This window comes from Streptomyces sp. NPDC005955 (assembly GCF_042871255.1).
Taxonomy (GTDB): domain Bacteria; phylum Actinomycetota; class Actinomycetes; order Streptomycetales; family Streptomycetaceae; genus Streptomyces.
Map to the genome: position 1 here is coordinate 51,148 of NZ_JBIAIF010000009.1, position 20,218 is coordinate 71,365.

The following is a 20,218-nucleotide window of genomic DNA, read 5'->3' on the forward strand; positions in this document are numbered from 1 at the left end:
CCGGGGCACGAGGCACGAGGACGACGGGTACGGGGTCGGCTGCCGATCGGTGGCCGACCCCGTACCCCGTGTGCCGCGTGTACCGCACGGTGCCGTGGGCAGGATCGACCACACGGGGATGACGGTAAGGGCGGGAATCGGCCTGGTGGTTGCCTGTCCTGCGGGCAGAGGAGCGGCATGGACATCGGGGTCTTCCTCCCCATCGGCAACAACGGCTGGCTCATCTCGAAGAGCTCTCCGCAGTACATGCCGACCTTCGAACTGAACAAGACCATCGTGCAGCGGGCGGAGGAGCACGGACTGGACTTCGCGTTGACGATGATCAAACTCAGGGGTTTCGGCGGCGAGACGGAGTTCTGGGACCACTGCCTGGAGTCGTTCACCCTGACGGCGGCCCTCGCCGCCGTGACGGAGCGGATCAGGCTCTACGCCTCCGCACCCGTCCTCGCCCTGCCCCCGGCGATGGCCGCGCGGATGGCCGTGACCATCGACTCGGTCGCCCCGGGCCGGGCCGGCGTCAACATCGTCACCGGCTGGGCGCCCGCCGAGTACGCGCAGATGGGCCTGTGGCCCGGGGACGAACACTTCACCAACCGCTACGCCCGGGCCACCGAATACGTCACCGTGCTGCGGCAGTTGTGGAGCGAGGGCAAGAGCAACTTCACGGGCGAGTTCTACACGATGGACGACTGCGTCCTGTCGCCGCGCCCGGCGAGCGGACACATCAGCCTCCTGGCCGCCGGGCAGAGCAGCACGGGGATGAAGTTCGCCGCCGAGCACGCTGACGGCAACTTCATCCTGGGCAGCGGCGTCAACACTCCCCGGGCACTCTCCGAATCCACCGCCACCCTCGCCGACCACGCACGCACGGCCGGCCGTGACGTCGGAGCGTTCGCGCTGTTCATGATCATCGCGGATGAGACGGACGGAGCCGCGCAGGCGAAGTGGCAGGACTACCACGACAACGCCGACCTCGCGGCGCTGGGCTACGTGGTGGAGCAGACGGCGACGGACGGGTCCGCCGACGGTTCCTCGACCGCGAAGATCGTGGCGCTTCCCGAGGGCGCCGTGAACCTCAACATGGGAACCCTCGTGGGGTCCTACGCGACCGTCGCGCGCATGCTCGACGAGCTCGGCGAGGTCCACGGCGTCAAGGGGGTCATCCTCGTCTTCGACGAATTCCTCGAAGGAGTCGAGGACTTCGGCACGCGGATCCAGCCACTCATGAAGTCCCGAACCTCCGTCCCGGGGCGGCTGCCCGGGGGAGGCGGGAGCGCGTAGTCGTCGCTGAAGGCGGCCGGGGTGCCGAGCGCAGTGCGGACCGCCGTGCGACGACCGCCGTTCCGGCGGGCGGCCTGAACTCCCGTCAGGTCGCAGCGTGGTGGGGCCTTGCTCGGAGAGGAGCGCTGAAGGTCGAGTTTCGGCCATCAGCGAGGTCGAGGACAACGGGTTTCGGATCTTCCCTCTCTTCTCCGCCGGGAGCGGCGAGCGGGGGCCGTCCCCGGCCCCTCACCCCCCGACCCCGCAGTGCAGGGAGTCAGTCTTGTTCTCCAACAAACGCCCGGGGCGCGGTGCGATCACCGTCACCTCGGCCCTGGTGGCGACGGCACTCGTCGCCGGAACGACCAGTACGACGGCCTTCGCGGACACCGGGTCCGTCGGGAGCGGCACGGCCACCGGCAGTGCCGGTGCCGGACTCCGATGGGTCACCCTGATCACCGGGGACCGGGTCGGCGTGGACGCCCGGGACCGGGTCGTCTCCGTCGAACGGGGCGAAGGCCGCGAGAAGGTGTCCGTGCGGAGTTGGACCGAGCGGGGGAGCACCTACGCCGTTCCGGCCGATGCCGAGCGACTGATCACCGCCGGAAAGCTGGACCGGCGGCTCTTCGACGTCACCGCGCTCAGCAGCCCCGAGGGTCGACGGGCCTACCGCGACGGCCTGAAGGCCATCGTCGAGTACGAGGGCGCGTCAGCGGCCACAGCCCGTACGGGAGTCCGTACCGACGCGGAGTTGGCGCGCACGCTGCCGTCGATCAACGCGGACGCGGTGACCGTCCCGAAGCAGGACGCGGGCGGGTTGTGGGCCGTCCTCACCGGAGCCGGAGCCGGAGCCGGAGCCGGAGCCGGAACGGGAGGCGGAGGCGGAGGCGGGAGCGCTCGGGCCGGCGGGAGCGCCCCGGGGATCGAGCGGGTCTGGCTGGACGCGGTGCACACCGCGAACCTGGACACGAGCGTGGGCCGCATCGGTGCCCCGAAGGCGTGGCGGTCCGGGTACGACGGCAAGGGCGTCACCATCGCGGTTCTGGACAGCGGGGTCGACGAAACCCATCCGGACCTGGCGACGCAGGTGATCGGGGCGGCGAACTTCACCTCCTCCCCGGACACCAAGGATCGGCACGGGCACGGCACGCACATCGCCTCGATCGCGGCCGGCACCGGTGCCAAGTCCGGCGGCACGTACCAGGGGGTCGCCCCCGGGGCCAAGATCCTCAACGGCAAGATCATGAACGACATGGGGACCATGGAGTCGGGGGCCATCGCCGCCGTCGACTGGGCCGTGGGACGGGGCGCCGACATCGTCAGCATGAGCTTCGGCTCGGGTGACACCCCGGAGGTCACCCCGCTCGAAGCCCACATCAACCGGGTGTCGAAGGAGAAGGGCGTCCTCTTCACCGTCTCCGCCAGCAACGAAGGACCGACTCCGGGTTCCGTCGGTTCCCCGGGCAGTGCGGAAGCCGCCCTCACCGTTGGCGCCGTGGACGACGCGGACCGGATCGCCCTCTTCTCCAGTGTCGGTCCGCTGCACGACGGCGCGATCAAACCGGACATCACCGCTCCCGGTGTGGGCATCACCGCGGCGTCGGCCCCCGGTAGCCACATCGCCGGGCAGGTCGGCGAGAACCCGGCCGGCTACTTCTCCATCGGCGGCACGTCCATGGCGGCGCCGCACGTGGCGGGCGCCGCAGCACTGCTCAAGCAGCGGCACCCCGGCTGGTCGGGCGAACGGCTCAAGGCCGCGCTGACCGGATCCGCCCAGGACGGCGGGTACTCCGTGTTCCAGCAGGGGGCCGGCCGGCTGACGGCCGACCGCGCCGTCGAACAGACCGTGACCGCCGACGAGTCAAGCCTCTCCTTCGGCCGGCAGCAGTGGCCGCACACCGATGACCAGCCCGTCGCCAAACACCTCACCTACCGCAACCACGGCACCCGGGAGATCACCCTCGACCTGACGGTCAAGGGGCTCGACCTCCTGGGCGCCCCCGCCCCCGCCGGCTTCTTCACCCTCGGGACGCACCAGGTCACCCTTCCCGCGGGCGGCACCGTCACCGTGCCCTTCACCGCGGACACCCGGATCGGCGGAGACGTCAACGGCATCTACACCGCCGTCGTCACCGCGACCGGCGGCGGCCAGAGCGTGCGCACCACGGCGTCCGTGGACCGCGAGGTCGAGTCGTACGACCTGAGCCTCGACTTCGTGGGCCGTGACGGAACGCCCAACGCGAACTTCTTCACGCGCCTGCGCCAGCTCTCCGGCGCGGGCGACGTCTCCGTCACCCTGCGCGAGGGCAGCACCGCCAAGCTCCGCCTGCCGCGCGGGGACTACGCGCTCCAGGCCAGCCTCTACCAGGAGACCGGTGGCATGGACCAACTGGTCCACCCCCGCCTGGCGTTGACGAAGAACACCGCCTTGACCGTCGATGCCCGGGCCGCCGAGCCCGTCGTGATGACGGTTCCGGACCCCCAGGCCCGGATGACCGCCGCCTGGGCGACGCACTCCATCAGCATGGGTGAACGGTCCCTGGAGGACATCAACAGCTTCACCACCTTCGACGACTTCCGCACGGCCCAGTTGGGCCCGGAGCGACCCACCGGCGTCAAGCTCAGGTCCGCCCTCTACGCCCAGCGGGAACGCGATGCCGCGACCCAGTACGGCCTCGCCGCCGGCGGCGAGGTGGAGCGGCTCTTCACCGGCTACACCAAGAGGTTCGAGGCCGACGACTTCGCCAAGGTCACCGCGACCCTCGGGGCCTCCGTCCAGGGGAAGAACGGGCACACGACGGCGCTGGGCGGGAAGGACCGGTTCGACTTCAACTCCGCGTACTCCTTCGCCCTCCCCGGCTCCCGGACCCACCATCTGGCCACGGACGGGAAGGCGAACCTCTGGTCCCTGTCCGGGTCGCAGCACCTCGACGTCCACGGGTCGGAGGAGATCGAGTACACCGCCCCGGAGCGGGAGTTCCGCCCGGGCACGAGCCACCGGATGACCCTCGGCTCCGCCGTGCACTCCCCGCTGATGCACGAACGGACCGGTGTCTTCCGGGAGGGGAACAGGCTCACGGCGTTCGTGCCGCTGTTCTCCGACGGCCGGGGCAACGTCGGCCAGTCCTGGTACTCCTCGGCGAAGACCACGCTCCACCAGGGCACCACCAAGATCGGGGAGGTGGGCAACACACCGGAGACCTGGAAGTCCTACGCGGTCGGCGCCGACGACGCCGAGTACACCCTGAGCACCTCGGCCACGCGGGACCAGGCGGTCTCCGCCGTCGGCACCCGCATCGACGGCTCCTGGACCTTCCGCAGCGCGAAGCCGCCGACGGACGGGGAGACGCGCACCGGCCTGTCCACCGTGCGGTTCGGCGCCCGGGTCGACCTGGACGGCACCGTTGCGGCGGACCGTACGGTGACCTACCCGGTGACGGTGCAGGGGCCCGCGGCGGGCGCGGGGCTGAAGTCCCTGGCCGTCTCCGTCTCCTACGACGGCGGTACGACCTGGCAGCAGACGCCCGTCGCCAAGGGGAAGATCACCGTCAAGAACCCCGCCCGGGGGCAGACGGTCGCCCTGCGCGGCGAGGTCGCCGACACCCGGGGCGGCAAGGCCAGCGTGACCGTGTACGACGCGTACCGCGGCAAGTAACCACCGGCGCGCGCAAGAAGGTCCCCCCGCCCGTGAACCGGGCGGGGGGACCTTCCCCGTCGGAGGGGAAGAGAGCGGACGACCTCTTCGGCGGCGGTTCGCCCGCCCACCTCGCCGCCCGCGGGAGCGAGGTGGGCCGATGCCGGGCCCGGTGGCCGTGCCTGCCGGCGACGGGGGCGGGACGCTCGGTAGCGGACCAGGTCGGCAACCGGGACCACCCGAGCCGATTCGATAACATGACCGGATTATCGGTGATCGTCCTGCCCCCCGACCCCACTTGGAACGTGCCGCCCGGCGCGGAGAACGACCTTCCCATCGAATCCAATAACAAATCGGCCAAACAGTTGATACGTGTAATATCGCAGTTTTTCTCACGAATAGGTTCCAGGGCTGGGTTCGCTGCATGGCGTCAACCGCGGGTGGTGCTGTGGGCCACGGCGAGTGTGGTGGCCCTCGCGTTCCTGGTCGCACTGGAGATCGCCGCGCGTCGGTACGACCTGCCGGGGCCGATCGTCCACCAGGCACGGGAAGTGGTGCTCCGCCCCGCGTCCGGGCCCCTGCTGTACGCCAGCATGGCGTTGATGATGGTGGTGCTCCCCTGGCGGCAGCGGTTCATCTCCGCCGGGATCGCGGTCGGCATCGACGTCGTCTTCGCGCTCGTGCGGTGGCCGCTCGGCGCCGAGCAGGGGTACGGCAACGGCGCGTTGTGGGTGGTCATCGGCTGGGCGGTCATCGCGGTGGTGCGTCGCACCGGCCCGGAGCGCGTCTTCCTGCTGAAGGGCGTCGGGCTGGGCCTGCTGCTGGTGGCCGGCCGGAAGACCGGTGACACCTGGCTGCTGATCACGTCGAAGACCCGCCCCGAGGTGCTCGACCAGTACGTGGCGACCGCCGATCACGCGCTGGGCAACCCGTCGTGGTGGGTGGGCCGACTGGTCAACGCCACCGGCCCGGTCGGCGCCAACGTCCTGGACTGGGTCTATGTGAAGCTCGCGGTCGCCGCGGTCGTCTTCGCCGTGTACCAGCTGCGTCACGTGGCCGCCGAAGGCCGGTTCCCGGGTCACCACCTGGTGCGCACCTTCCTGGTCATCGGACTGCTCGGCCCCGGCATCTACATGATCTTCCCCGTGGTGGGGCCGATCTTCGCCTACGGCGCCGACGGCGGGCACTGGGCGGTGGCGAACCTGTGGCCGGACACCTCGCCGAGTCTCACCACGCCCCAACACATGCCCTTCGACGAGATCACCCCGCGCAACTGCATGCCGAGCCTGCACACGGCGTGGGCCGTCGCGATCTTCCTCCACTCCCGGAAGGGGCCGCGCCTGTTGCGGCTCGGAGGCACGATCTGGCTGATCGCCACGCTCAGCGCGACGCTGGGATTCGGCTACCACTACGGTGTCGACCTCGTGGCCGGTGTGGTGTTCACCCTCACCATCGAGGCGGCGCTGCGTGCGCTCGACCGCGGCTGGGACCGGGCGGGCGTCCTGCTGGTCACCTACGGTGCCACGGTCTTCACCGCGTTCCTGATCTCGTACCGGTACCTGTCGATGGAGATGGCCACCTACCCGTGGGTGTTCGGCCCCCTCCTCATCCTGGCGATGATCTCGGTGATCTACCTCTACATGCGGACCACCAAGGCGTGGGACGCGAAGCCCGCCCCCACGCGGCAGCCGAACCAGCGCTTCGAACTGGTGTGAGCCGGGTCGGTGCCGGCCCCCGACGGGGCCGGCACCTCCGTGCAATCAGGGTCGTCAGGGCCTTCGGCCCAGGAAGTTCAACAGACGGGTCTGCGGGTCCGCGCCGGTGGCCGAAGGGACCTTCGTGCCGAAGGCCCCGGGCAGGCGGATGTCGTCGTCCTCGGGGAGCAACACGGCCAGGGCGACCGACACGCCTTCGGCGTCCAGGGCCTCGCCCTGCCCCGTCGCTCGGGCGAGGTCCCAGGTGTGGACCAAGGTGTCGGCACACGCCATGCGTTTCACGAACTCCGCGAAGGGGATCCCGCCGAACTCTTCGCCCAGCAGTACGCCGGCCGTTGCCCGGTCACGTAGACCGGCCCGGACGGCGGCGGAAGCCGCACGCCACGCCAGGAGCAGGTCGTCGTCCCGACCCGGCGCGCGGTAGGCCGACCCGTCCAGTCCGGCAACGGCCCTGCGATGGTTGGAGACGACGTGCGCGGCGACGTCCCGGGCGGACCACCCGGGACACGGGGAGGGCTGGTCCCACTTCCCCGGTGGACAGTTCTCGATCAGGTCGCCGAACCGGTCCGCGATGCGCCCGTACAGGTCTCGGATGCTGGATTCCATGTGGTTCTCCCTCTCCCCGGTCACGTACCTGGGGCCGCGCGCGCAGCCCCCGCCGTGCCCTTCCACGAATGATCATCCCCGTGCGTACCCTCCCGGCGCCCCCGGATGACGAAAGCGCGGCGCGGAAACGGGCCGGTGAGTGGCGTTCCGCAGTTCGTCGGAGCCGTACAACCTCCGGGCCCCTTCGGGCGTCACACCTGCGCCGGACGATCCGTGCACGGTACAGGAGGTCCGTCAGGGCCAGCCCCCGCCCGCAGGTGATCGGTCCGACAACACCGATTCGGCTGGGCGATTTCTACGTCCACCGTGCCGCAGGAAGAAGAAGACACCTATGCGACATCACCTCCGCGCCGCCCTGTCGACCACGGCGTCGGCCGCTCTCGTCGGCGGGCTCCTGCTCGCCACCGGAGGCAGCGCCGTTGCCGCGCCGTCCGGGCTGCCGGGCGACTTCAACGGCGACGGATACCGTGACCTTGCGATCGCCGCGCCCCTGGGCAAGGTCGACGGACGGGCGGGAGCCGGATACGTGGCCGTGGTCTACGGCACCAAGAACGGCCTCGACACGTCCAAGCGCGCCCTCATCAGCCAGGCCACCCCGGGCGTTCCGGGTGTGCCGGAGAAGGACGACCACTTCGGTGACCGTCTCACCACGGGTGACCTCGACGGTGACGGTCACACCGACCTGGTGGTCGGCGTGCACCGGGAACGCGTCGGCAACACGGACTCCTTCGGCGTCGTCACCGTCGTCTGGGGCGGCTCGCGCGGTCTGTCGTCGGGCGTCGACCTGTCGTCGCCGCTGCCCACCCACCGCGCAGCGATCGGTTGGGACGTCGCGACCGGGGACTTCGACGGGGACGGGCGGGTCGACCTGGCCGCCCTCAGCAATTCCAGCACCGGGCTGAACGTCTTCAAGGGGCCGATCTCCCGCTCCGGCAAGGCGGCGGGCCGGACCGGCATCGACACCTCGCGGCAGACCGGGGTCAGCGCCGACAAGATCGTCGCGGGGAACGTCAACGGGGACCGCGCGACCGACCTCCTGGTCATGGGCCAGCAGCAGAGCGGTGACCAGTTCCCGACCCGCAGCGTCCTCTACAAGGGGTCCACGACCGGCCTCAAGTCCTCGGGCAAGGTCGCCGGCGGGTACGAGGCGGTCATCGCCGATGTGAACAAGGACGGTTACGGCGACATCGTCACCGGCAACTTCATGGAGAAGGCCGCCGACGAACCCCACGGCGGACGCGGCGGAGCGATCACCGTGACCTACGGCAGCGCCGCCGGCCTGTCGACCCGCACCCCGGTGCGCATCACCCAGGACACCGCCGGTGTCCCCGGCAGCGCCACGCCGGGAGACCGTTTCGGCTGGAGCCTGTCGGCCGGTGACACCAACGGCGACGGCCACGCCGACGTCGCCGTCGGCGCGACCGGTGAGGCCACCGGGAGCCGGAAGGCCACGGGCTCCGTCACCGTGCTGCACGGCTCCACCGGCGGACTGACCGGCAGCGGCGCCAAGACCTTCACGCAGAACACGGCGGGGGTGCCCGGCACCGGCGAGTCCCACGACCAGTTCGGGGCGTCCGTCAAGCTCGTGGACAGCGACGGGAACCGTCGCGCCGAACTGGTGGTCGGCGCCTTCGCCGAGAACGACGGCGCGGGCTCGGTGTGGCTCTTCCCGGCCGGGCGGAGCTCCATCACGGCCACCGGGTCGACGTCGTTCGGCGCCGGTACGGTCGGTGGAGCCACCGGACTGTCGTACTTCGGTGAGGTCCTCGCGGGCTGAGACCCGCGCAGAGGTCGGCAGCGCCCGCGGGGACCCCGCGGGCCACCCCGTGCGGCTTCCGGAACACCGGTCGGCGCACGGGGTCCTGACCACGGCAGGCGCGGCAGCGTGACACCACGGACGGCGATCCGGCAGGACCCGCCCTCCACCGCGCGCGGTCGGGACGACGCGCGGCGCGTCCCCCGTACCGGCGGGTCCGGATGTCCTGCACCGCGAACCGCCCCGCCGCCCCGTCCTGCGCGGACGTCACCTCGACGGGCGCGTCCGGGAGGAACCCTCAGCGGGTCGCCGGGGTGGACCCGATGGTGACCACGCGCGCCCACGCGGGCGGTGAGTCGGGCACGTGGTGGGGATCGTCCTCGCTCCACGACCCCGTGGCCGAACGGGCGAAGAGCCCCACGACCGTCCGACACGGCGGCCGGCCGTCCGGCCAGGGCGTGTGGCCGTCGGTGAGGACCACCACGACGTCCGGCCGCGGCCCGGCACGGAGCGCCCGGGCGAACCCCGCGCGCAGATCCGTACCGCCGCCGCCCACCAAGGGGACGCCTTCGGCCTTGCACAGCGGGTGCGCGATCCGGGCGGCGGCGTCGCACGGGACCACGGTGACGAGGTCGCGGCGCCCGCCCACGGCCCGGGAGATCGCGGTGACCTCCAGGAGCGCGCTCCCCAGTTCGGTGTCGCTCACGGACCCCGAGGTGTCGATGACGACGGCGACCCGGGGCGGTCTGCGCCGCAGACTCGGCAGGACGACGCCGGGCACCCCGGGGGAGCGCCGTGCGGGACGACCGTAGGAGTAGTCCTGGCCGCCGCCCGAGCCGGAGGCCGCGGCGCGGACCGCGGCCCCCAGCAACTCCCGCCACGGCTGCGGCGGGTGGAACACCTCCTCCGCCCACCGTCGCCATCCCTTCGGGGTGTCGCCCGGACGGCCGTTGATGCCCCGGGCCACCCGGAACCGGACCGCGTCCCGCTCCTGGGTGCTGAGTCCGTGCGCCCCCTCGGGCCCCAGGTCCCACTCCCGTTCGCGCCCGTCGGCGCCGCTGCCGCAGTCCAGCCAGGCCAGCTCCGGAGCGAGCGGTCCGATCCGGAACAGCCGCAGGTAGTCCTCCATGAGTTTGCCCGGCTGGAGGCCCAGGGGTCCCGGCTGGACGGCGCCCTTCGGCCGGACCAGCCCGTCGCCGAAGACGTCGTCGTTGATCTCACAGTCCGCGGCGATGTTCATGCGGAGCCGGTCCCCCGGTCCGGTCAGCCCTTCCTGCCGGGCGATCCGGGAGCTGCGCCCGTGGTGATCGCGCAGCAGATGGGACACCTCATGCACCCACACCGCCGCCAGGTCCTCCACCGGCGTCCGTGCCACGAACGCCGGTGAGACGTAGCAGCGCCAGTACGCGTCGACGGCCATCGTCGGCACCCGCCGTGACTCCACGGGGTGCAGGGCGAACAGAGCGGTCGCCAGATAGGGCCGGACCCGGACGGCGTGCAGCCGCGCGGCGAACAGCTTCTCCCGGTCCAGGCCCGGGAACGGGTTCGCGTTCACCGCCCTGCCTGCGCTCCGGTCGCGGAGCGGACCGCCACGTCGTCCGCACGCCGGGCGAGGCCGACCACTCCGGCGAGCCGTTCGATCGACGCCGGTACGTCCCAGTCCTCGCGGCGCAGCGTGGCCAGGGTGGTGGCGGGCACGACCACGAGGTCCGGGGGACCGGTCTCCACCGCCCGACCCAGCAGGACCCAGGCGGCGTCCCAACGCGACTTCTCGGGGCGGGCGCGGACGGCCGCCACCACACCGTCGAGCACGGCCTGGCGCAGGTCGCCCCGCTCGGGCAGGACCGCACCCGTCGGATCGGCGAGGAGTTCCTCGGGGTCCGGCAGGTCCATCCGGTCCAGGAAGGCCAGCAACTCCAGCCCCGGACCGTCCCCCACGGTGCCCCTGACCAGTGCGGAAAGCACCTCTCGGGAGGACCCGGCGGCCGTCGCGAAGGCGATCAGGCACAGGGTCATGTCCCAGCTCCGGGGGGAGGGCCAGGGGCCGCCCCGACGGGTCTCGTTGCCGGGGAGGCGGTGTACGAGCCCGGGCCGTGCGGCGAGGAACCCGCACACCGCACGACGTGCGAAGGCCACCGCCCCGGCCAGGGCGGACGGTTCGAGGCGGGGCAAGGCCGCCAGCGGCCAGGTCCCGCCGAGACCGCGGACGACGACCTCGGGGTCATGCGTCCACTGGAGGTGCACGAACCGGTTGGCCAGCGGTGCGCTCAGCTCCCAGCCGTCCGCCGCCGAGGACCGCGGGTTGGCCGCCGCGACGATCCGGACCCCGGACGGCAGCCGCAGCGCCCCGATGCGGCGTTCGAGCACGAGACGGAGCAGAGCGGCTTGAACGGCCGGGGGCGCGGTCGACAGTTCGTCCAGGAACAGCAGGCCCCGGCCGGCCCGCACCAGGCGCACGGCCCAGTCCGGCGGGGCCATCGGAACCCCCTGCTCCGCGGGGTCGTCCCCGAGCACGGGCAGCCCAGAGAAGTCGGACGGCTCGTGCACGCTGGCGATCACCGTGGTCAGCGGGAGGTCGAGGGCATCGGCGAGTTGGGTCAGGGCCGCGGTCTTGCCGATGCCCGGCTCACCCCACAGCAGCACCGGCAGGTCGGCGGCGACTGCCAGGGTCAGCGCCTCCAACTGGTCGTCGGGCCGTGGCTCGGTGGTGGTGGCGCGCAGCAGACTCAGGAGTTCATCGGCGGTGCCGAGACCGCCGGCAGGGACCGGGTCGGCGGATGGAACGGATGGAACGGACGGAGCGAACACGGGCATGTCTGATCACCTTGGGGGATTCGTCGAGTGCGGAAGCATGCGGAAGCGCGTGAAAGCGGGGTGGAACGGGGGCGCGAGGGCGAGACGCCTCGGGTCAGCGAGCGGTCGTGTGACGCGGATGTGAACGGTGGTCACGGGGGCGGTCCGGACCCGGCCGGAGCTGACGGGGGCCCGGTTCGGCGAGTCCCGCCCGGAACAGGCCGTAGGAGATCCGCCGTTGGACGGCCTCCTCCAGCGCGTCCCGCAGCGCGCCGGTCCGCAGCAGCGCGGCCGGACCCAGGAGCTCTTCGACGACGGCCAGCGCACCGGCGGTGTCCCCGTGGTTCAGTCGCTCCCGGATGTCCGTGAGGCGCTCCGGGTGCCGGTGGGCCTCGTCGACGGCCCGTAGACAGGGCAGCGGCGTCCCGGTCAGCGCGAGGAGCAGTTCCTCACGCCGCAGCTCGACGGCTCCGTGGTCCAACGGCGTCAACACGCCATTGACGAGGCCGAGTCGGTGCCGAGCTCCCCGGCACTCCACCACACGGGAGCGCGCCGACCGGTCCGGCGGTCGGACGGGACCGGACGGTCGGGCGTCGGGGGCCAACGCGGCGGCGACCAGCGGGTGCAGCCGGTCGGCGTCGAGGGAGCCGCTGCGCAGCAGTTCCAGATCGGGGAGCACCCAGGTGGCCGCGTGGGGCAGCACCGGAAACGCGGAGACGCTGCCGTCACGCTGCCCGCCGACCACCCGGAGTGCCGGTGGCCCGGGGCCGTCCCGCTCGCCGTCCACCCCGAGGACGAGCCGGTGCCGTGCCCGCAGCCGCACGGTGACGGTACCGGTGCTCCGACCTTCGGAGCGGAGCAGGACGCCCGCCTCGGCGGCCCACCGGTCGACGGCGCAGTGCTGTTCCACGACCTCCGGCAACGGTGCGTGCCCGTGCTCCAACTGCCGGACGGGGGAGGGCTCACTGACCGGGGAGGGTGGGCGGTCGGCGCCGGACCGGAACCGCAGCTCGCCCGTTCGGCGCGCGTCCCACAGATGACGGTGCAGGTCCAGCCGGAACCGGCGGCTGGGACGGGGCCGGGGGTGGGCGCCGGCCCCGTGCGGGGACCCGTCCCACAGTGCGAGGCTGATGCGTTGGCCCCCGTCCGCCCAGGCCGGGGGAGTACGGGCCACGAGGTGCACCCGTCGGCGGTCGTCACCGTCTTCCGTGTCGTACCGGGCGAGGCCGACGGTCAGCCCCGGGCGGAGCAGCCCGTCGGGGGCGACCCTCGGTAGGTGCCAGCGCAACAGGTCGGGTGCGAGTGCCCGCAGGTCCGTCCGGACCCGGGACGCGAGCTCCCGGCCGTGCGTGCGGGCAGTGGAGCGGAGGTCGAGATCGACGTCGACGCCAGCGGCGGCGCACGCCCCCGCCCAGTCCCCGACGGAACGACGGACGGTCGCGATTTCGATCATGGACGGTGGCACGGCGAACTCGCGCACGCGCAGCCACAGGGACAAGCGGGCAACCCGGTCGGCGGTCTCGGTGAGCATCAGCACTCACCTTGCGCGGACGGGGCCCCCAATCTGCGGAGGGAAGGAGTAGTCATCGGCGGCAGGCTACCCCTCCCGGCCGTGGTCTTCCAGGTCTTTTCCGCCGGCCCCTGCCACGGCCGCCGCAACCGCGCACGACTGACCCCGTCCGGGGCGGGCCGTAGGGTTCCGGCATGGACTTCAGGGACTTCGCTGAGCCGGACGCACCGCGGGCGCAGCCACGGTCCGGTGCGCAGCGGTACTACGAGCAGCACGCGGCGGAACTGGCCGCACGGTACGAGGGCCTGAGCTTCCCGGCCCTGTACGAGGACGTGGTGCCGTTCCTGCCCGTGCCGCCCGCCGCGGTCGCCGACATCGGAGCGGGCAGCGGACGGGACGCCGCCGCACTGGCCCGGCTGGGCTTCGCGGTCACGGCGGTCGAACCGGTGCCGGCGATGCGGGAGACCGCGGTGCGTCTGCATCCGGAGGAGATCGTCTGGCTGGCGGACGCACTGCCGGAACTGGCCTCCGTGCAGGGCCCCTTCGGGCTGCTGCTCCTCTCGGCCGTGTGGATGCATCTGGACCGCGACGAACGGCCGCCGGCCATGGCCCGGCTGGGCGAACTGCTCACCGAGGGCGGACGCCTGGTGATCACCTTGCGGCACGGGGAGCCGCCGCACGACCGGCGGATGTTCGACGTGCCGGCGGCGGAGACGGTCGAACTCGCCGCCGCACACGGGCTCTTCCTGCTCCACCGGGGTGGCGGCGAGGACCGTCTCGGTCGGGACGGCGTGCACTGGAGCCAGTTGGTCTTCGAGAAGCGGGCGAGGACGACGGGCGCCGAGACGGCGGGGCCGCGGCGGCAGGCGTAGGGGGGCCGCCGGCCGGAGACGGACGCGTGCCCCGTCACCGCACGTGCGGTGACGGGGCACGACGACACCCGGTTCGGTCCTTCAGGTGAGCGTGGACTTCGTCGCGCCGGAGATCGCCCGGCCGTTCGCGTACCACCGGTAACCGAAGGAGGTCGCCGCGGGCGTCCACGTCCCCGGCCGGGCCGTCAGCTTCCTGCCCACCTCGGCCGTGCCGGAGATCGTGGGCGACCTGGTGGCCTTGGGCGCGCTGCCCTTGGCCACGGTGACCGCCGCGGAGGTGGCCGTCCCCGCGGGGTGACCGGTGCGCCGGGCGGTCACCGTCATGCTCAACCGCTTGCCGAGCAGGGCGGCCGGCACGGCGTAGGACGACCAGGACGGTCGGCCCGGACCGCGGTCCGGGCCGTAGCCGGAGAAACAGCGGTAGTCGGTGGTGCTGCCCCAGGAGCGGCTACAGGTGTTCGGCCGCCACCACGGAGGCCGTGGTGAGGCCGGGCCGCGGGTGGCGCCGCCCGTAGCGGCCGCGTTCCTCCGGGCTGGACTGTGGTGCCATGCCGCCATCGTTTCACGCGCCGGCCCCCACCACCGGCGGCGGTGGCGCCGCCCACCTGCTCCCGACGCAAGGCGGTGAGCTGCGCCACATTCAAGTAATCAAGTTTGACTAATGAATGTCGGCGGGTCTACTTTGATCAGGTCAGCACTTGTGATCAACTCCCTGGAGGAATGCGCGTGACCCAGCTTCCCGACGCCGGATACACCCCGACCGCCGCCGACCACGCCGGTGTCCAGGCCTGGTTCGCGGAGTACGATGCGGCCGCGGCGCGACGGGACGTCGAGCGGATGGCGGACCTCGCCGTCTTCCCCCTGAACCTCGTCAGCGACGACTCCGCGGGCGAGGGCGCCTCGGCCCAGTGGGACCGCAAGCAGTTCATCGACACCATGACGCACGTGATGGGAGAGGGGTCCGATGACATCACCTTCGAGTCCGTTCGCACCCCGGTCTTCCTGAGTCCCGCGATGGCCGTCGTCTTCACCGACTCGACGATGACGGCGGGCGGTGCCACCCAGCAGTTGCGGTACGCCGACGTCCTGGTCAAGCGGGACGGTCAGTGGGCCTTCCAGACCATGATCCAGGGAGGGTGGGGCGACAACCTCCGCTGACGCCGCGGACGGAGCCCGCGCGTGAACGCGCGGGCCCCGTGGCGCCCCCTACCGCCCCGGCCTCTCCTCCCGGTCCGTCGCCCCGGTCAGTGCCCGCCCCGTTCGGCCCGGGCCGGCTCCGCGTCGGTCGGTTCCGTCGCGGCCGGGCCGGCCGCCCCGGCCCGCTCCCGCTTCGGGGCGACGAACGCCGTGGCCGCGAGGGCCAGGACGAGCAGCCCGGCACAGAGGTAGCTGGCGATCTCCACCCCGGAGGTCATCGCCTCGCGTGCGGCCCGCGCGGCGCCGACGGTCCGGGGGTCGTCCGCGAGTGCGGGGATCGCTGACCCCGCGCTGTCCGTGACGGCACCGCTGAGCCGGTCCGCCTCCGCCGTCGGCGTCCCCGCGTCGGTGAGCCGATCGCGCAGCCCGGACGTGAGGGTGCTGAAGAACAGCGTGGTGAGCACCGCGATGCCCAGCGCGGCGCCCAGTTCGCGCGCCGCGCTCTGGATGCCCGACCCCTGCCCGGCGCTGTGCGCGGGGACGTCCACCAGCACGATGTTGGTCACCTGGGCGGTGGCGAAACCGACCCCGATCCCGTACACGAAGAGGGCGAAGGCGACGGGCCACCAGGGTGCGTCGACGGAGGCGACCAGCCCCAGCACCGCCATCCCCACCGCCTCCAACGCCAGCCCGATCCGCACCAGGGTGAGGGCGGACGCGGACATCGAGAAGCTGGCCCCGCTCGCGAAGAAGCTGCCCACCGCGATCGCCACCAGGGACAGGCCCGCCTGGAACGCGGTGTAGTCGAGGGTGAACTGCAACCACAGGGGAAGCACCGCGATGATGCCGAACTCGCCGAGACCCACGATCAGGGTGACGGCGTTCCCGTTGCGGAACGACGGGATGGCGAACAGTCGCACGTCCATCAGCGGTTCGCTGTCGCGCTGCCACAGGGCCCGTTGGCGCCGCCAGAACGCCAGGCCGGTCAGCACGGACACGACGAACGCGACGAAGACGGGGGACGGCCCCCCGCTCCAGGAGGCCCCGCCGACGACGAGGGGCTCCGTGGTGAGCAGCCAGCCGTGGGTACGGCCCTCGATGAGGGCGAACGCCAGGAGCCCCAGCGCGACCGCGGACAGCACGCCGCTCGGTACGTCGACCCGCCCACGGGTGCGCGGTGAGGCGGCGAAGTAGCGCAGGACGCCGAGGGCGACCAGGGCCACCAGCGGCACGTTGATGCCGAAGGCCCAGCGCCAGGACAGATCCGCGAGCCAGCCGCCCAGGACCGGCCCCACGGCCGCCGCCGCGCCGATGGTCGAGCCCCAGACGGCGAACGCCTGGCCGCGCGCCCGACCGGTGAAGGTCGCGTTCACCAGCGTCAACGACGAGGGGAGCATCATGGCCCCGCCGATGCCCTGGAGGAAACGGGCGAGGATCAGCAGTCCGCCGTTGGGGGCGAGCGCTGCGGCCACACTGGTCAGGCCGAAGACGGCGAGACCCACGAGGAACACCCGCCGCGCGCCGTGCAGATCGGTCAGCCGACCGGTGACCAACAGCAGCGCGGCGAAGACGATCGCGTACGACTCCTGCACCCACTGGGCCTCGATCGAGGTGACCTGGAGGTCGTCGATGATCGGGGCCAGGATCACATTGACGATCGTGATGTCCACGACGATCAGGGCCACGCCCAGGGACACGGCGATCAGCCCGAGCCACTGCCGCCGGGAGGGCGGCTCCGCGCCCACGGACGGCACCCCGCCACCCGCCGACTCCGTACGTTCGGTCATTCTTCCCCCACTTGGAGTTACCTTTGCGGTAAAGCTAACTAACTTTGTGGCAAAGGTAGTTTCGCCGGGGTAGGTTGTCAATCGAGCGGTTGGCCGCGCTGACGGCGCGCACCGTGCTGTCGGGGTCATCGGAACGGATCGGAAACGACGCATGTCCATCGAGAGGCCGGAGTCCGTGGACCTTGAGGAGCAGCGCGACCGCCTCATGGAGGGGTTGCGGGCCTTCGGGGCGAACTACACGGAGTTCACCCGGCGGTTCGCGTCCTGGCTGGGGCTCCACTCCACCGACGCCGCGGCACTCGCGGAGATCCTCTACGCCGAGGACAAGGGCACCCCCCTGTCGCCCGCCCGGCTGAGCGAACGGGTGTCGCTGTCGTCCGGGGCGACGACCATCCTGCTCAACCGGCTCGAAGCGGCCGGGTGCGTCGTCCGTACCCGGGAGCACTCCGACCGCAGGGTCGTCACCCTGCGGTCGAGCCCCCGCATCCGCCCGCGCGCCGAACGGTTCTTCACGGCCTACACGGAGCGGATGACGGAGGCCATGGCGCAGTACCCGCCCGAGCAACTGCGCCAGTTCGAGGACTTCGTGGGGCACCTCTGCGACGCCATGGGGGCGCTGCTCGCCGACGAGTACCAGCCGGGTCGGGGTCCCGCCCCCCGCCCCGACGACGCCTGACGCCCCGAACTCGTCGGCCACCAACCGCTCCGCGCGACGGTGCAACAGGCCCTCGGTCGGTGGGTGGTGCAGTCCGAGGGCCGGCTGTCGTGCCGGTCCTCGGAAAGCAACGGCGGCGTCTCCGGGTCCGCTCCGGTGACGGTGCGGGGCCCTCCCGCTCGGACGCCTCGTACGCGCTCTGGCGCCGGTGCGGCGCGTCCGCCTCCGCCGTCGGGAGCGGGTGCGGCGCGTCCCGGCCGGTCAGGCGCTCGTCGTCCTCCGGGGTGCGGCCGAGCCCGGGGCGGGTGGGGTCGACCGGCATCACGGTCAGCCCCTCCGGAACGGCCCCTCGGATGCGAAGAACTCTTCGCGAACAGTCTTTCGCGAAGAGTTCTTCGCACCTATCGTGTCCTTCATGAACGACACGGCGGCACCCGACCCCGATCGATCCGTGCTGGACCTGTCCCTCGACCCCCGGGCCCTGCGCGTCCTCGCCCATCCCGTTCGCGTCGCCCTGCTCACCCGTCTGCGGTGGCACGGGCCCGCCACCGGACGACAGCTCGCCCGCCACTTCGACCTGGACTCGGGTGCGGCCAGCTACCACCTGCGCAGGCTCGCGGCCGGCGGACTCATCGAGGAGGACCGGGAGCGGGGCAGCAAGCGGGAGCGGTGGTGGCGACCGCGGCACACCACGACCGAACACGACCCCGCCCGCACCGGTGCCGACGGAACGGGCCAACGCGCCTACGTCCAGGCCGTCGCCCTCGCCCAGAGCGAGACCCTGCGCCGGGTGGCCACCGAGACGGTGCCCGCGCTGCCCGATCCCTGGTTCGGGGCGGTGGCCTTCACCGACCACCAGCTGTGGCTGACGCCGGACGAGGCCCGTCGGATGCAGCACGAACTGGCGGAGGTGATCGCACGGTACGGGGCCCGGGGCGACGCCCGCCGCACCGAAGCCGACGGGGCGGGAGCCGCGGGGCCGGTCGCCGCCCACGTACAGATCTACGCCACCTCCGGAGGGCCCCGTACGACGACCGCGCGCGGTGCCAGCTCGACGGACGAATCGACGGGCGGAGCGAGGGGCGGGGCGACGGGAACGGAAGGAGCCGGGTGAGCGACGGATCCGGTCACGTCCGCGCACGACCGGAACCAGGAACCCCGGCCGAAGCGGAACGGGACGGGCGACCCGTCTACCGCGACGCCAACGTGCTGCGCTGGCTCGGTGCGTACACCGCATCGGTGACCGGCGACGTCGCCTACTACTTCGTCCTCACCTGGGCGGCCTCACGGGTCGCGGGCGCCGCCCAGGTGGGCCTGGTCCTGGCGGTGGGCGCCGCGCCCCGAGCCGTCCTGATGCTGGGCGGCGGCGTGCTGGCCGACCGGTTCGGACCCCGCCGCGTCCTCATCGCCAGCGACGCCGTCCGCACCGCGACGGTCGCCGCGGTCGCCGGGGTGACCTGGATCGCCGGGCCCGGACTGTGGTCCCTGTGCCTGCTCGCCCTGGCCTTCGGCATCGTCGACGCCGTGTTCATGCCCGCGGTCGGCGCGCTGCCCCCGCGCATCGCCCCGGTCGCCCAACTGGCGCGGGTGCAGGCCCTGCGGGGGCTCGCCGTGCGACTGGCGAACGCGGTGGGCCCGCTGATCGCGGCGGCCGTGGTGGGCGCGGGCGGCGCGGCGGCCGGGTTCGCGGTGGCGGGGGTGCTGTTCGTCGTGTCGCTGGTGCTGATCGTCCTCGTGCGCATCGCACCACTGGCGCCGCCCCCGGCCGGCGGGCCGGCGGGACGTTCAGGCCGGGACCGTCCGGCCACGACCTTCCGGGACGACCTCCGTGAGGGGTGGCAACTGCTGCGCGGTGACCGGAGGTTGGCGCGCCTGGTCACCGTCCTCGCCCTCGGTGACATGTGCTTCAGCGGCCCGCTCGCCGCCGGCCTCGTCCTGTTCACCCAGGACCGGGGCTGGGGGCCCGCCGAACTGGGCGGCCTCCTCGCGGCGTTCAGCATCGGCGGGGCGGCGACGGGGCTGACGTTGGCCACCGTGTCCCGGGTTCCCCGCGCGCCCGCCGTCATGGCCGTGGCGCTCCTGCTCAGCGGGGTGGCCGTGGCGGCGTTGGGCCGGACGCAGACCACGTCGACCGCGCTGCTGTGGTGCGGCCTGGTGGGTGCGGCGTCCGGTACCGCGGGAACCCTCGCGCACGCGCTGGTGCAACGGGCCACCGAACCGCGGTACCTCGGGCGGATCACCTCCGTCACCACCTTGGGCACCCTCGGACTCGCGCCCGCCCTCTACCCCCTGGCGGGTGTCGTCACCGCACGGTGGGGCATCGGTGCGTTCTTCCTCGGCTGCGGGGCCGTCTGCACGGCCGCGGTGGCGCTGTCGCTCACCGCGCCGGTGCGGCGCGCGCAACTCTGACCGCGCGCCGCACCAGGTACTGTCCCCGCCGCCGCACCACGACCGGCACGCGTCGCGTCGCGACCCGCCCGGGCGACGGGTGCG

15 protein-coding genes are annotated in these 20,218 nt (G+C 72.6%); 9 read left to right on the plus strand and 6 right to left on the minus strand.

The genetic code is table 11. From position 1 onward, the window contains the following. Positions 1-177: 177 nt before the first annotated feature. The 3 genes from rutA (at position 178) to ACFYOU_RS21815 (ending at position 6,609) form a co-directional block, all read left to right on the plus strand. Entirely contained in the window at positions 178-1,281 is a 1,104-nt protein-coding gene (rutA, locus tag ACFYOU_RS21805; protein WP_391307733.1) for a pyrimidine utilization protein A, read from the plus strand. 262 nt (positions 1,282-1,543) lie between these two features. Then, complete coding sequence (locus tag ACFYOU_RS21810; RefSeq protein WP_391307735.1) at positions 1,544-4,915, plus strand: S8 family serine peptidase; 3,372 nt, start codon at positions 1,544-1,546, stop codon at positions 4,913-4,915. A 422-nt stretch (positions 4,916-5,337) separates the two neighbouring features. Then, positions 5,338-6,609, plus strand: coding sequence for a DUF5933 domain-containing protein (locus tag ACFYOU_RS21815; RefSeq protein ID WP_391307736.1), 1,272 nt, complete (start codon positions 5,338-5,340; stop codon positions 6,607-6,609). A gap of 54 nt (positions 6,610-6,663) precedes the next feature. Here ACFYOU_RS21815 and ACFYOU_RS21820 read toward each other — a convergent pair whose 3' ends face one another. Next, a complete protein-coding gene (locus ACFYOU_RS21820) occupies positions 6,664-7,215 on the minus strand; it encodes a TIGR03086 family metal-binding protein (protein ID WP_391307738.1) in 552 nt (183 codons plus the stop codon). A gap of 331 nt (positions 7,216-7,546) precedes the next feature. Between ACFYOU_RS21820 and ACFYOU_RS21825 the strand changes: the two genes are divergently transcribed. Beyond that, the gene (locus ACFYOU_RS21825; RefSeq protein WP_391307740.1) at positions 7,547-8,992 is read left to right on the plus strand and encodes an FG-GAP-like repeat-containing protein; all 1,446 of its coding nucleotides are present in this window, start codon (positions 7,547-7,549) and stop codon (positions 8,990-8,992) included. A 277-nt stretch (positions 8,993-9,269) separates the two neighbouring features. Here ACFYOU_RS21825 and ACFYOU_RS21830 read toward each other — a convergent pair whose 3' ends face one another. The 3 genes from ACFYOU_RS21830 to ACFYOU_RS21840 form a co-directional block, all read right to left on the minus strand. Continuing rightward, positions 9,270-10,526 carry a VWA-like domain-containing protein gene (locus ACFYOU_RS21830; protein WP_391307742.1) on the minus strand — a complete coding sequence of 419 codons (1,257 nt, stop codon included), beginning with the start codon at positions 10,524-10,526 and terminating at the stop codon, positions 9,270-9,272. Beyond that, positions 10,523-11,785, minus strand: a complete 1,263-nt coding sequence (locus ACFYOU_RS21835) for an AAA family ATPase (RefSeq protein WP_391307743.1) — start codon at positions 11,783-11,785, stop codon at positions 10,523-10,525. The genes ACFYOU_RS21830 and ACFYOU_RS21835 overlap by 4 nt, the downstream gene beginning before the upstream one ends. Before the next feature lie 94 nt (positions 11,786-11,879). Continuing rightward, a complete protein-coding gene (locus ACFYOU_RS21840; protein WP_391307745.1) occupies positions 11,880-13,295 on the minus strand; it encodes a hypothetical protein in 1,416 nt (471 codons plus the stop codon). A 173-nt stretch (positions 13,296-13,468) separates the two neighbouring features. Between ACFYOU_RS21840 and ACFYOU_RS21845 the strand changes: the two genes are divergently transcribed. Beyond that, positions 13,469-14,146: a methyltransferase domain-containing protein gene (locus ACFYOU_RS21845; protein ID WP_391307746.1), complete on the plus strand. Its 678-nt coding sequence runs from the start codon at positions 13,469-13,471 to the stop codon at positions 14,144-14,146. 81 nt (positions 14,147-14,227) lie between these two features. Here ACFYOU_RS21845 and ACFYOU_RS21850 read toward each other — a convergent pair whose 3' ends face one another. After that, a complete protein-coding gene (locus tag ACFYOU_RS21850) occupies positions 14,228-14,503 on the minus strand; it encodes a hypothetical protein (protein WP_391307748.1) in 276 nt (91 codons plus the stop codon). A gap of 369 nt (positions 14,504-14,872) precedes the next feature. Between ACFYOU_RS21850 and ACFYOU_RS21855 the strand changes: the two genes are divergently transcribed. Beyond that, positions 14,873-15,304 carry a DUF4440 domain-containing protein gene (locus ACFYOU_RS21855; protein ID WP_391307750.1) on the plus strand — a complete coding sequence of 144 codons (432 nt, stop codon included), beginning with the start codon at positions 14,873-14,875 and terminating at the stop codon, positions 15,302-15,304. Positions 15,305-15,390: 86 nt separating this feature from the next. On the opposite strand, the gene ACFYOU_RS21860 is transcribed toward ACFYOU_RS21855, so the two are convergent. Further along, positions 15,391-17,070, minus strand: a complete 1,680-nt coding sequence (locus ACFYOU_RS21860) for a DHA2 family efflux MFS transporter permease subunit (protein ID WP_391307752.1) — start codon at positions 17,068-17,070, stop codon at positions 15,391-15,393. A 151-nt stretch (positions 17,071-17,221) separates the two neighbouring features. Between ACFYOU_RS21860 and ACFYOU_RS21865 the strand changes: the two genes are divergently transcribed. The 3 genes from ACFYOU_RS21865 (at position 17,222) to ACFYOU_RS21875 (ending at position 20,134) form a co-directional block, all read left to right on the plus strand. Beyond that, on the plus strand, positions 17,222-17,746 hold the full coding sequence (locus ACFYOU_RS21865) for a MarR family transcriptional regulator (protein WP_391307754.1): 525 nt from the start codon (positions 17,222-17,224) through the stop codon (positions 17,744-17,746). A gap of 394 nt (positions 17,747-18,140) precedes the next feature. Continuing rightward, entirely contained in the window at positions 18,141-18,839 is a 699-nt protein-coding gene (locus ACFYOU_RS21870) for a helix-turn-helix domain-containing protein (protein ID WP_391307756.1), read from the plus strand. After that, a complete protein-coding gene (locus tag ACFYOU_RS21875; RefSeq protein ID WP_391307757.1) occupies positions 18,836-20,134 on the plus strand; it encodes an MFS transporter in 1,299 nt (432 codons plus the stop codon). The genes ACFYOU_RS21870 and ACFYOU_RS21875 overlap by 4 nt, the downstream gene beginning before the upstream one ends. Positions 20,135-20,218 lie beyond the last annotated feature (84 nt).